The 11,624-nt window shown below is 70.5% G+C and carries 12 protein-coding genes; 10 read left to right on the top strand and 2 right to left on the bottom strand.

Annotated elements, in window-relative coordinates:
• The first annotated feature begins 30 nt into the window (after positions 1-30).
• Together IPJ61_RS10685 and IPJ61_RS10680 are read left to right on the top strand one after the other, a co-directional pair.
• The gene (locus tag IPJ61_RS10685) at positions 31-969 is read left to right on the top strand and encodes a PfkB family carbohydrate kinase (protein ID WP_297106822.1); all 939 of its coding nucleotides are present in this window, start codon (positions 31-33) and stop codon (positions 967-969) included.
• On the top strand, positions 966-1,562 hold the full coding sequence (locus IPJ61_RS10680; protein WP_297106819.1) for a cysteine hydrolase family protein: 597 nt from the start codon (positions 966-968) through the stop codon (positions 1,560-1,562). The genes IPJ61_RS10685 and IPJ61_RS10680 overlap by 4 nt, the downstream gene beginning before the upstream one ends.
• Before the next feature lie 158 nt (positions 1,563-1,720).
• On the opposite strand, the gene IPJ61_RS10675 is transcribed toward IPJ61_RS10680, so the two are convergent.
• Positions 1,721-2,338: a hypothetical protein gene (locus IPJ61_RS10675; RefSeq protein ID WP_297106816.1), complete on the bottom strand. Its 618-nt coding sequence runs from the start codon at positions 2,336-2,338 to the stop codon at positions 1,721-1,723.
• A 67-nt stretch (positions 2,339-2,405) separates the two neighbouring features.
• Here IPJ61_RS10675 and IPJ61_RS10670 point away from each other — a divergent pair, with 67 nt between their 5' ends.
• Positions 2,406-2,954, top strand: coding sequence for a TetR family transcriptional regulator (locus tag IPJ61_RS10670; RefSeq protein WP_297106813.1), 549 nt, complete (start codon positions 2,406-2,408; stop codon positions 2,952-2,954).
• Here the strand turns inward: IPJ61_RS10670 and IPJ61_RS10665 are convergent.
• Complete coding sequence (locus IPJ61_RS10665; RefSeq protein ID WP_297106810.1) at positions 2,929-3,810, bottom strand: hypothetical protein; 882 nt, start codon at positions 3,808-3,810, stop codon at positions 2,929-2,931. The genes IPJ61_RS10670 and IPJ61_RS10665 overlap by 26 nt on opposite strands.
• 189 nt (positions 3,811-3,999) lie before the next feature.
• Here IPJ61_RS10665 and argC point away from each other — a divergent pair, with 189 nt between their 5' ends.
• The 7 genes from argC to tyrS all read left to right on the top strand — a co-directional run bounded on the left by argC (position 4,000) and on the right by tyrS (position 11,621).
• The gene (gene argC / locus IPJ61_RS10660; RefSeq protein WP_297106807.1) at positions 4,000-5,031 is read left to right on the top strand and encodes an N-acetyl-gamma-glutamyl-phosphate reductase; all 1,032 of its coding nucleotides are present in this window, start codon (positions 4,000-4,002) and stop codon (positions 5,029-5,031) included.
• Entirely contained in the window at positions 5,028-6,179 is a 1,152-nt protein-coding gene (gene argJ / locus IPJ61_RS10655) for a bifunctional glutamate N-acetyltransferase/amino-acid acetyltransferase ArgJ (RefSeq protein ID WP_297106804.1), read from the top strand. Before argC ends, argJ begins: the two co-directional genes overlap by 4 nt.
• The gene (gene argB / locus IPJ61_RS10650; protein WP_297106801.1) at positions 6,176-7,078 is read left to right on the top strand and encodes an acetylglutamate kinase; all 903 of its coding nucleotides are present in this window, start codon (positions 6,176-6,178) and stop codon (positions 7,076-7,078) included. The genes argJ and argB overlap by 4 nt, the downstream gene beginning before the upstream one ends.
• An 85-nt stretch (positions 7,079-7,163) precedes the next feature.
• A complete protein-coding gene (locus tag IPJ61_RS10645) occupies positions 7,164-8,333 on the top strand; it encodes an acetylornithine transaminase (RefSeq protein ID WP_297106798.1) in 1,170 nt (389 codons plus the stop codon).
• A 2-nt stretch (positions 8,334-8,335) separates the two neighbouring features.
• On the top strand, positions 8,336-8,830 hold the full coding sequence (locus IPJ61_RS10640) for an arginine repressor (RefSeq protein WP_297106792.1): 495 nt from the start codon (positions 8,336-8,338) through the stop codon (positions 8,828-8,830).
• Positions 8,831-8,958: 128 nt separating this feature from the next.
• On the top strand, positions 8,959-10,332 hold the full coding sequence (gene argH / locus IPJ61_RS10635) for an argininosuccinate lyase (RefSeq protein WP_459251298.1): 1,374 nt from the start codon (positions 8,959-8,961) through the stop codon (positions 10,330-10,332).
• A gap of 29 nt (positions 10,333-10,361) precedes the next feature.
• Positions 10,362-11,621: a tyrosine--tRNA ligase gene (gene tyrS, locus IPJ61_RS10630; protein WP_297106787.1), complete on the top strand. Its 1,260-nt coding sequence runs from the start codon at positions 10,362-10,364 to the stop codon at positions 11,619-11,621.
• Positions 11,622-11,624: the final 3 nt, after the last annotated feature.

Below are 11,624 nucleotides of genomic sequence, written 5' to 3'. Positions count from 1 at the left end.
CAGGCCAAGGGTGCCAGATACCCTCAACCCATGCCACGCGTGATCCACACAGGCCAGGCGCTCGTCGACGCCACTGCCCAGGTCCCCGACCTCCCGGCCCGCGGCCAGAATGTCATGGCCGGCGGTTGGGACCAGGCCGCGGGGGGAGCCGTCAACATTCTCGCCGCCGCCGCGCGTTCCGGCGCCGCGTGCGTCCACGCCGGGACGATCGGCACCGGTCCGAACGGCGACCTCGTGCGCGCCGCGCTTGCGGCTGAGGGCGTCGGCTGGACCGCTGCCGCGGTAGCGGACCAGGACACCGCGTTGTGCGTCGTCCTCGTCGAGCCGAGCGGTGAGCGCACGTTCGTCACGATGCAGGGCGCGGAGCGGGCGCTGACGGTCGAGGCGCTGGCATCGTCGCGCCCCGAGCCCGGCGATCTGGTTTGCCTCACCGGCTATAGCCTCGCCGTCGCCTCGACCCGCGACCCGCTGTTGGCCTGGCTCGAGACCCTGCCCGCCGGCGTCGAGGTGGTCCTCGACCCCGGCGCCGTGTTCGCGGACCTGCCCAACGGCGACCGGACGCGGGTGCTCGCCGCGACGACGGTATGGACATCGAATCAGGAGGAGGCTACCGATCTCACCGGGGTCGAAGGGATGGCCGAGTCGGCCGACGCCGTCGCGCGGCTCCTCCCGTCAGACGCCGTGTCGATCGTCCGCGACGGCCCTGCGGGCTGCGCCGTGCGTACCGACGGCTTGACTACCGTCGTGCCCGGGTTTCCCCGGAGGCCGGTCGATACCAACGGCGCAGGCGACGCGCACACCGGCGTGCTGGTCGCGGAGCGCGCCGACGGGACGAGCTGGGTGGAGGCGTGTCGGCGGGCGAACGTGGCCGGTGCCATCACCGTGACGCGGCTGGGCCCGGCGACGTCGCCGACCAGGGCCGAGATCGACGACTTCCTCGGCGCGCTCGTGCCAGACTCTGCGCCATGACCGCACACGCCGCACCGCAGGACCAGGCCGAGCTTGGGCCGGTCGGGTCTGGGAGTCCCACGCCGTCGCAGGATCCCTGGCTCGTCGTGATCGACGGGCAGCGCATCTTCGCCGACCCGGACAGCGAGTGGGGTTCGGCCATGTGGCCCGGCGCGCTGGCGGAGATTCAGCGGCTCCTGCGGTTGTATGAGGGTCGCACCATCCTCACGCGCTGGGTGCCGCCTGCACCAGGCGAACGTGTCGGCTCGTGGGACGCCTACATGAAGGCGTGGCCGTTCGCCGACCGCCCGGCGGATGACCCGTACTTCGACCTCGTCCCCGAGTTGGCAGCCGTCAAGGCCGTCGTCGTGGACGCGCCGACGTTCGGCAAGTGGGACGCGATCAGCGACATCGTCGGCGAGGCGCCGCACCTTGTCATCACCGGGGTCTCCACCGACTGCTGCGTGATCTCAACAGTGCTCCCCGCTGCGGACTCGGGTGCCACCATCACCGTCGTGGCGGCGGGATGCGCCGGCTCCGACGAGGAGAACCACTCCGCGGCGCTGCAGGTGATGGGCTTGTACCCGCCCCAGGTGACCATCGCCGCTCCTTGAGCCAGGCTCCCGCGCGAAGTGCCGGGCCTGTGTGGAAAGGAGCCGGACCGCGGAACGCCTCTCGGCGCGAGGCCGCTCTCAGCGGCGAAAAGTGGAGCCCGGGGTTACCGCGGCCCGGCCTGCATAGCTTAGCCACTTGGGCCGATGGTTCAAGGGGATCAGTGGAGAAGGCCTGCGCGCCACGCCGAGGCGGCGCGCGTGAGCTCCCCGGTGATTGCGTCGTAGCTGTCCGCGCGGCGGCATTCCTCGACGGCGCGGGCGGGGTCGGCGTCGGACGACGCCAGCTCGCGGCATCCGGCGCCCATCACGCGGGAGAAGGCCGCGGCACGTTCGAGGGCGACGGCGAAGTCGCCGACGAACGCCCCACGCAGGATCTGCGTCGCGAGGGAGACGACCTCGTCCGGGGTGGGCGCGGCGCTCGAACCCGCGATCGCCTGCCCGACGGCGTCCACCTCGATCCCGCGCCGGAACCGGTACGCCGCAGCGGATGGAGCCTCGCGCACGGTGTGCCGCAGCAGGTAGAGGCGCCAGAGAGCGCCCGGAAGGGAGTCGGGGGTGGCCGCCGACCATAGCTCGGCCAGGTCGTCGATGCCGTCGGCGTCGGCGAACGCGATGACCCGATCCACCACCGAGGCGTCGGGCGTGGAACGCACCCGGTGCAGCAACGCGGCCGCGGTGTCATGGGCGAGGCCGCCGACCTCTGCAGGGTCGCCGCCGCCGCGAAGGAGTTCGAGGACGTCGCCGGGACGGTGCACGGGCTTGTGGTAACCGGTCATCGGGCCATCCTAGGAGCACGCCCCAGCCGGGGCGATAGGCTCGCCCCATGGCTTGCAGGGACCACGGATGGCACTGAGCAGGGTGGCTATCGTCGAGGCTGGGCTCGGGATCCTCGACGCCTACGGCCTCGGCGACCTCAGCATGCGCCGCGTCGCGGACGCGCTCGGCGTGCAGGCCGGGGCGCTGTACTACCACGTGCCGAACAAGCAGTCGCTGCTGGCGGCGCTGTCCGACGAGGTCCTCGCGGAGGTGGCCGAACCGACCTCCGGAAGGCCTGCGCAGGAGTGGCTCAGCGCGTGGGCCGACAGCGTGCGCGGGGCCTTGCTGGCCCGGCGCGACGGTGCGGAGCTGGTGGCGTCGTCGCTGGCGCTTGGGTTGGGCGGCGTCGATCTCGTCACCCCGACCACTCGCTGCCTTGCCGACGCGGGCAACCCGCGCCCGGAGGCGACGGCGCGGGCGCTGCTTCACCTCATCCTCGGTTTGTGCGTGACGGATCAGACCCGTGCGCAGCTGCATGAGCTGGGCGTCGTCGCTGCGTTCGATGCCCGCGTCGCGCAGGACGACTTCGCCTGGGCCGTGGCCACGTTCGTCAGCGGCGCCGTGCGGGTCGACTGAACAGCAGCCCGACGAGGCCGACCCCTGCCGTTCCCAGCATCACGTACAGCACGGGTCGCATCCACTCGCGCAGGTGGGCGAGCGCACCCTCGGTGAGGGTGCCCACCAGGACCGGGCCGAGCCCGGGGCCGGACGGGAGCGCGATGCGCCCCGCCCACCAGTTGGCCGCGGCGAGCCCGACGGCGGCCAGGAGGCCGACGGTGAGAAGCGCGGCCCAGCGGCCCCGACGGGGCCCGATGACGAGGCCCCCTACTGCGAGGATCGCTGCGCCCGCGTAGAGCCACGGCCAGCGCGCCGACCAGCGCAGCGCGCTCGCGGCAAGCTCGGTCTGTTCGGGGTCCATCCGCACCAGCGGCGCGCGCAGCTCGGTCGACCAAGAGATCTCGTCGACGAATGGCCGGAGGCGCTCGGGCGTTGCCGCGATCAGCTGGGTCCTTGCGAGGTCGACGAAGGGGGCGAGGTCGAACCACAGGGTGGGAGGCGTGGCACCGTCGTACGTCTCAATGTCCGCGACGACGCCCGCGCGGGTGCTGTCCAGCGCGGCGATCCACGCGCGGTCGATCCCCGGGTCGTCGAGGGAGGCGTCCACGGCGGAGCGAATGAGGCTCTCGAGCCTTGCGGTCAGGCCCGGCACGGCGTCGGCGATGGTGGGAATCTCACGGACGGCGCGCTCGGTCAGTGCGCCGGCGAGGGCGGCTCGGACCTTCGCGTCCTGGGTGACGGGCGCCACGATCTGCCGTGCGGGCGCCGGAGTCCGCGCCGCGAGGTCCGCCCACTGCGCGGCGGCACCGCCCATCCCGAGCGCAGCGGCGATGGCGAGAAGCACGAACGAGAGCGTGGTGCGGAGGAAGTTCATCGGTACTCCTTCGGGCGGCCCTCTCCGATGCGCGCCGCTGCACACACCCTACTCCCGGCCTCGATCCACCGATCTGCGCCTGCTACGCGACCCGTCCAGGCACACTGGCTTCGCCCTGACCGCTCAACAGATGGCGCAGGCCCAGGACGGCGTTTGAATATCTATTGAGAATCTGGAATAGTCACGCCCATGACTTTTTCAGTGGCGGTCGCCGGATGCACGGGCTATGCGGGCGGCGAGGCGTTGCGCCTCCTCCTCCAGCATCCCGAGGTGACCATCGGCGCGCTCACCGGCAACTCCAGCGTCGGCGATCTGCTGGGCCAGCACCAGCCGCACCTCGCCCCGCTCGCCGGCCGCGTCGTCCAGCCGACGACCGCCGAGGTTCTCGCGGGACACGACGTCGTCTTCCTCGCGCTGCCGCACGGCGCCTCGGCGGCGATCGCGGAGCAGCTGGGCGACGATGTGCTGATCGTCGATGCGGGTGCCGACTACCGCCTGGCCGACCCCGCGCAGTGGGAGAGGTTCTACGGTTCGCCACACGCGGGCACCTGGCCCTACGGGCTGCCTGAGCTGCCCGGCCAGCGCGAGATACTTGCCGACGCGAAGCGTGTCGCGGTTCCCGGGTGCTATCCGACGGCCTGCACCCTTGCGCTGCTGCCCGCCGTCGCGGGCGGGCTGATCGACGCCTCGCAGATCGCGATCGTCGCGGCGTCGGGCACCTCGGGAGCAGGAAAGTCGCTGAAGCCGCACCTGCTCGGCTCCGAGGTGATGGGAAACATGAGCCCGTACGGCGTCGGCGGCGTCCATCGGCACACGCCGGAGATCGTGCAGAACCTGTCGTCGCTGTGCGACGGCGAGGTCGTCGTCAGCTTCACCCCGCTGCTCGCGCCCATGTCGCGCGGCATCCTCGCGACCTGCTCCGCGCCCATCGCTGACGGCGTGACCGCCGAGGCGGCCGTCGCCACCTATCGCTCGTTCTACGACGACGAGCCGTTCGTCGACGTCCTGCCCGACGGCGTGTGGCCGCAGACCGCGGCCGTCGTCGGCTCGAATCGCGTGTCGGTCCAGGTCACCGTCGACGAGCATGCGGGGAGGTTGATCGTCATCTCCGCCATCGACAACCTGACGAAGGGCACCGCCGGCGGTGCCGTCCAGTCCATGAACATCGCCCTTGGCCTCCCTGAGACCACCGGGCTCAGCAGCGTAGGAGTCGCACCGTGAGCGTCACCACCCCGAAGGGTTTCGTCGCCGCCGGTGTCACCGCCGGCCTGAAGGCGAGCGGCAGGCCAGATCTGGCCGTCGTCGCGAACCACGGCCCGCGCATGGCGGCCGCGGCCGTCTTTACCAGCAACCGTGTGTTCGCGGCACCCGTGAAGTGGTCGCGTCAGGCTGTCGCGGATGGGCAGCTCCAGGCCGTTGTTCTGAACTCCGGCGGTGCCAACGCCTGCACCGGGCACGCCGGCTACCTCGACTCGGCGACGACGGCCGCGCGGGTCGCCGACCGGCTCAGTCTCATCACCGACAACGTCGCCGTCTGCTCTACCGGACTGATCGGCCTGCGGCTACCGATGGAGAAGCTGCTCCCCGGCGTCGACTCCGCGTGCGACGCGCTGAGCGCCGACGGCGGTGCGGCGGCTGCGACCGCGATCATGACCACCGACACGGTGTCGAAGCAGGCCGAAGCGTTCGGCGACGGATGGTCGATCGGCGGCATGGCGAAGGGGGCGGGCATGCTCGCGCCCGGGCTCGCGACGATGCTCGTCGTGATCACCACCGATGCCGACCTCCCCCCCGAGTCGCTCGACGCGGCCCTCCGGGAGGCGACGCGGCTCAGCTTCGACCGCGCCGACTCGGACGGCTGCATGTCGACCAACGACACGGTCATCCTGATGGCCTCGGGGGCCAGCAGCGTCGTCCCGTCGCCGGACACCTTCACCGCCGCGCTCACCGGCCTGTGCCAGGATCTGGCCCGACAGCTGATCCGCGACGCAGAGGGCGCCTCGCACGACATCGCCATCGAGGTCGTCGGCGCGGCCAGTGAACGCGACGCGGAAGTCGTCGGACGGGAGGTCGCCCGGTCCAACCTGTTCAAGTGCGCCATCTTCGGAGGCGACCCGAACTGGGGCCGCGTGCTGTCGGCCATCGGCGTGACGGACGCGGCCTTCGACGCCGACGAACTCGACGTCTCGTTCAACGGTGTCATGGTCTGCCGGGGCGGCCAGATCGGTGAGGACCGCACCCTCGTCGACCTGTCCACGCGCGACGTGCGTGTCACCGTCGACCTTCATGCCGGGGACGCCACGGCGACCATCCTCACCAACGACCTCACGTACGGCTACGTGAAGGAGAACGCGGAGTATTCGACGTGAGCCCGAAGATCTTGACCCACCGGCAGCCGGAACTGATCGCGAAGGCGGCGACGCTCATTGAGGCGCTGCCGTGGCTCGCTGAGTTCGCGGGGGAGACCGTCGTCATCAAGTACGGCGGAAACGCCATGACCGACGAGGCCCTCAAGCGCGCGTTCGCCGAGGACATCGTCTTCCTGCGGCGCGTCGGGCTCCGCCCCGTCGTCGTGCACGGAGGCGGCCCACAGATCTCGGAGATGCTGGCGAAGCTGGACATCGCCTCGGAGTTCCGTGGCGGCCTGCGCGTGACCACGCCCGAGGCCATGGACGTCGTGCGGATGGTGCTGGTCGGGCAGGTCGGCCGAGAGTTGGTGAACCTGATCAACCAGCATGGGCCGTTCGCCGTCGGCATGTCGGGAGAGGACGGCGGGTTGTTCACCGCGAAGCGGCGTGGCCTGGTCGTCGGCGACGAAGAGATCGACCTTGGGCTGGTCGGCGACGTGAAGTCGGTCGACCCGAGCTCGCTGAACGACCTCATCTCCGCGGGGCGTATCCCCGTCGTCGCCACCGTCGCGCCCGACCGCGACGGCCAGGTGCACAACATCAACGGCGACACTGCGGCGGCGGCGCTCGCCGTCGCGCTGAAGGCGAAGCGCCTCGTGATGCTGACCAACGTCGCGGGCGTGTACGCCAACTACCCCGACGAGGAGTCGATCATCACGCAGATCACGACCGACGAGGTCCGTGAGATGCTCCCGACCCTCGACGCCGGAATGATCCCCAAGATGGAGGCCTGCGTGAAGGCGGTCGAGGGCGGCGTCCGCTCCGCCACCGTCATCGACGGCCGGGTCCCGCACTGCCTGCTGCTCGAGATCTTCACAGACGAGGGCGTCGGCACGATGGTCACAACCACCGTTCCTTGAGCCGGTCCCCGGCGCGAAGCGTCCGGACCGTGTCGAAAGGTCCCGCGCCTACCCACAGAACCGACCCAGAACCACAAGGACTGAAATGAGCCAGCAAGCACTCAAGGACCGGTACGCCGCCGTGATGATGAACGCGTTCGGCGCGCCGCTGCGCGTGTTCGAGCGGGGGGAGGGCGTGCATCTGTGGGACGCGGACGGGCGCCGCTACACGGACCTGCTGTCCGGCCTTGCCGTCAACGCGCTCGGGCATGCGCACCCGGAGGTGACCACCGCGATCACCGCGCAGCTGGGGCAGCTCGGACACGTCTCGAACTTCTTCGCCAGTGAGCAGCAGGTCAGGTTGGCGGAGCGGTTGGCCGCGTTCACGGGCGCGGAGAGGACGCGCGTCTTCTTCACCAACTCCGGCACGGAGGCAAACGAGGCGGCGTTCAAGATCACACGGCTGACCGGGCGGACGCGGATCGTCGCCATGGATGGCGCGTTCCACGGCCGGACGATGGGCGCGCTCGCCATCACGGCGAATGAGAAGTACCGCGCGCCGTTCGAGCCGCTTCCCGGCGACGTCACCTTCGTCCCGTATGGCGACGTCGATGCGCTCCGGGACGTCGTCGACGACACCGTCGCTGCCGTTGTCATCGAGACGGTGCAGGGCGAGAACGGTGTCGTCCCGGCCCCCGAGGGATTCCTTCAGGCGGCGCGCGCGCTGACCGCTGAGGCGGGCGCGCTGCTGTGGATCGACGAGGTCCAGACGGGTCTTGGCCGGTGCGGCGAGTACCTCTCGCACACCGCCGACGGCGTGGTTGCCGACCTCGTCACGCTCGCCAAGGGCCTCGGCAACGGCTTCCCGGTCGGCGCATGCCTCGCCAGCGGGCGCGCGGCGGACCTGATCCAGCCCGGCCTGCACGGCACGACCTTCGGCGGAAACCCCGTCGCCGCAGCCGCGGGCAACGCGGTCCTGGACGTGCTTGAGAGCGGCGTCCTCGACCAGGCACGCGAGACCGGTGCGTGGCTCGCCGACCAGCTGAGGGCGCTCAACCATCCGCGGATCCTGGACGTCCGGGGGAGAGGAATGCTGCTGGGCGTCGTCCTGATCGACGACGTGGCCCCCGCCGTCGCCGCGGCCGCGCTGGACGCCGGCTGGGTGATCAACGCACCCCGGCCGTCGGTACTGCGCGTCGCGCCGCCGCTGATCTCGACAAGGAATGACCTGCAGGGTTTCGTCGACGCGCTGCCCGCGCTGCTGGAACAGGCCTGACCATGGCCGGCCCGACGCGTGCGGAGAGGTTGTCGACGCTGCGCCAGCTGCTCCTCGAGGCGCGCTACACATCGCAGGGCGAGTTGAGCGACGCGCTGGCCGCGCATGGCATCGTCGTCAGTCAGCCGACGCTCTCGAAGGATCTGCTGGAGCTCGGCGCCGTGCGCCAGCGGGCCGTCGGTGGAGCGCTCGTGTACGCCGCTCCCGGAGACGACACCGAGGGCGCGGCAATGGAGAAGCTGGCCCGGCTGTGCGCGGAGCTGCTGCAGTCGATCCGCCACGCGGGAACGCAGATCCTCGTCAAGACGCCGCCCGGGGCGGCGCAGTACTTCGCCTCGTATCTCGACCTCGCCGCGCTGCCCGGCGTGTTGGGTACGATCGCGGGCGACGACACGGTGCTCGTGATCGCCACCGACGACGACTCCGCGGAGCGCGTCGTCTGGGTGATCTCCGAGATGACAAGGACCGGAAGGCCAGCGGATGCCTCCGCTGGTTGAGCGGCCGCGCGAGCGTCGGCGAGCCGCCTTAGTCGTTACCTCTAGACCCGACCACAGACAGGAAGACAGTGAGCACTGACCAGGGACGACTGTGGGGCGGGCGCTTCGCCGGCGGGCCGAGTGACGCGATGTTCGCGCTGTCGAAGTCGACGCAGTTCGACTGGCGCCTCGCGCTGCACGACATCGCAGGGTCGCGCGCGCACGCCAAGGCGTTATTGGCCGCGGGGCTGCTGACCCAGGACCAAGCCTCCGCGATGGATGAAGGACTCGCCGAGCTCGCGCGCCGCGTCAAGACTGGCGAGTTCGGGCCCGCGGAGTCGGACGAGGACGTGCACGGCGCGCTGGAGCGGGGGTTGAAGGACATCGTCGGCCCGGAGCTCGGTGGCCGGATTCGCGCCGGGCGTTCGCGCAACGACCAGATCGCGACCCTGATCCGCAGCTACCTGCGGGAAGAGATCCGGTTGGTCGCGCAGGACCTCGACGGCGTGCTTGAGGCGCTGGCGTCGCAGGCGGAGCGCTATCACGGTGCGGTCATGCCTGGACGAACTCACCTGCAGTCGGCCCAGCCCATCCTGCTCAGCCACCACCTGCTGGCCCACGCCTGGCCGCTGGTGCGCGACGTCGACCGCCTCCGCGACCTTGACCGCCGCCTCGCGGTCAGCCCTTACGGCTCGGCTGCGTTGGCCGGCACGTCGCTGGGGCTCGATCCGGAGTTGGTGGCCCGCGAGCTGGGCTTCTCGTCGTCGGTGCCCAACTCGATCGACGGCACTGCGGCGCGTGACCTGATCGCCGAGGCCGCGTTCGTGCTGGCGCAGGTCGGCGTCGACCTGTCCCGCCTCAGCGAGGACGTCATCATCTGGTGCACCGCCGAGTTCGGCTTCGCGACCCTCGACGACGCCTGGTCCACCGGCAGCTCGATCATGCCGCAGAAGAAGAACCCTGATGTCGCGGAACTGGCTCGCGGCAAGGCCGGACGCCTCATCGGCAATCTCGCGGGGCTGCTGGCGACGCTGAAGGGGCTTCCGCTCGCCTACAACCGCGACCTGCAGGAGGACAAGGAGCCGATCTTCGACGGCCTCGATCAGCTGCACGTGCTGATCCCCGCCGTAGCGGGCATGGTCGGGACCCTGACCTTCCATCCCGATCGCATGGCCGAGGTTGCGCCACGCGGTTTCTCGCTGGCCACCGACGTCGCCGATCACCTGGTCCGCCAGGGCGTGCCGTTCGCCGTCGCGCACGAGGTCGCGGGCGAGTCGGTGCGCTACTGCGAGCAGCGCGGCATCACGCTGCAGGACCTCACCGTCGACGACCTCCCCGGGATCTCCGCACACCTGGACGAGTCCGTGCTGGGCGTCCTCACGGTCGAGGGCTCGGTCGCATCGCGCGACGGCCGCGGCGGGACAGCCCCGGGTCGCGTCGCAGAGCAGACGCGCGAACTGCGCGCGGCGCAGTGCGAGTTGCGCGACTGGGCGGGAGCGGCCCTTCGGCCATCGGTTAGGTGAGGGTGCGAGCGCCAGTAAGCTGTGCTCTCGTGAACGCACTACTTAAGGATCTTCGCTGGCGGGGGCTTGTTGCCCACTCGACCGACCCGGACGCGCTCGGAGCGCATCTGGACGAGGGCGGCGTGAAGTTCTATGTGGGCTTTGATCCGACGGCGCAGAGCGTCCACACCGGCAACCTCGTGCAGCTGCTGCTGGCGCGCAGGCTCCAGCAGGCGGGGCACCAGCCATTCCTGCTGGTTGGCGGCGCGACGGGCCTCATCGGCGACCCGAAGGAGACCGGCGAGCGTGTCATGAACTCCACGGACGTCGTCGCCGAATGGGTGGAGAAGATCCGCGCGCAGGTCGAGCGGTACGTCTCCTTCGAGGGATCAGTTGCGGCGACGATGGTCAACAACCTCGACTGGACCGCGAGCATGTCGACGCTGGACTTCCTGCGCGATGTCGGCAAGCACTTCCCGGTCAACCGGATGCTGGCGCGCGATGTCGTCGCCCGACGCCTTGAGTCCGGTATCTCGTACACGGAGTTCTCGTACGTGCTTCTGCAGTCGATGGACTACCGAGAGCTGAACCGGCGCCACGGGGTGACGCTGCAGACAGGCGGCTCCGATCAGTGGGGCAACATCACGGCCGGCGTGGAGCTGATCCGACGCAGTGATCAGCGACGCGTGCACGCGATGGCGACGCCGCTGCTGACGAAGGCCGACGGTGCCAAGTTCGGCAAGACCGAGTCCGGGACGGTCTGGCTTGACCCGTCGTTGACCTCGCCGTACGCGTTCCATCAGTTCTTCTTGAACGCGGAGGATGCGAAGGTCATCGACTACTTGAAGGTGTTCTCGTTCCGCTCGCAGGAGGAGATCGAGGCGCTGGCGCAGGCGACGATCGACGCCCCGTACAAGCGTGAGGCGCAGCGCGCCCTCGCCGACGATGTCACCGACCTTGTGCACGGTGTCACCGAGCGCACGGCGGCGGTGGCCGCGGCGTCGGCGCTGTTCGGGCGCGGCGAGCTGGCTGAACTGAGCGAGCAGACGCTCGACGGCGTGGTCCGCGAGGTCGGCGGGCAGCCGGTGGTCGGTGACGTGTCTTTCGTCGACGCGATGGTCGCTGCGGGGCTGGTGAAGTCGAAGGGCGAGGCACGCCGCGCCGTCGCCGAGGGCGGCGCCTATGTGAACAACGAGAAGGTGACCGACCCCGAGCTGACGCTCACGCCGGACCTGTTGCTGCACGGCCGCTACGCGGTCCTGCGCCGCGGCCGCAAGACCGTGGGAGCGGTGGTTCGCACCGCTCCGTGAGTC

This window comes from Tessaracoccus sp., from assembly GCF_016714275.1.
Classification (GTDB): domain Bacteria; phylum Actinomycetota; class Actinomycetes; order Propionibacteriales; family Propionibacteriaceae; genus Arachnia.
The sequence above is the reverse complement of the archived record's forward strand: the minus strand, read 5'-3'. Positions and strand labels throughout refer to the sequence as shown.

Excerpts from the sequence above, each read along its gene's own strand:
- IPJ61_RS10670 (WP_297106813.1), top strand. The coding sequence starts at position 2,406 with ATGGCACTGAGCAGGGTGGCTATCGTCGAGGCTGGGCTCGGGATCCTC.
- IPJ61_RS10675 (WP_297106816.1), bottom strand. The coding sequence starts at position 2,338 with ATGACCGGTTACCACAAGCCCGTGCACCGTCCCGGCGACGTCCTCGAA.
- argC (WP_297106807.1), top strand. The coding sequence starts at position 4,000 with ATGACTTTTTCAGTGGCGGTCGCCGGATGCACGGGCTATGCGGGCGGC.
- IPJ61_RS10645 (WP_297106798.1), top strand. The coding sequence starts at position 7,164 with ATGAGCCAGCAAGCACTCAAGGACCGGTACGCCGCCGTGATGATGAAC.
- IPJ61_RS10665 (WP_297106810.1), bottom strand. The coding sequence starts at position 3,810 with ATGAACTTCCTCCGCACCACGCTCTCGTTCGTGCTTCTCGCCATCGCC.
- IPJ61_RS10680 (WP_297106819.1), top strand. The coding sequence starts at position 966 with ATGACCGCACACGCCGCACCGCAGGACCAGGCCGAGCTTGGGCCGGTC.
- IPJ61_RS10640 (WP_297106792.1), top strand. The coding sequence starts at position 8,336 with ATGGCCGGCCCGACGCGTGCGGAGAGGTTGTCGACGCTGCGCCAGCTG.
- argH (WP_459251298.1), top strand. The coding sequence starts at position 8,959 with ATGTTCGCGCTGTCGAAGTCGACGCAGTTCGACTGGCGCCTCGCGCTG.
- IPJ61_RS10685 (WP_297106822.1), top strand. The coding sequence starts at position 31 with ATGCCACGCGTGATCCACACAGGCCAGGCGCTCGTCGACGCCACTGCC.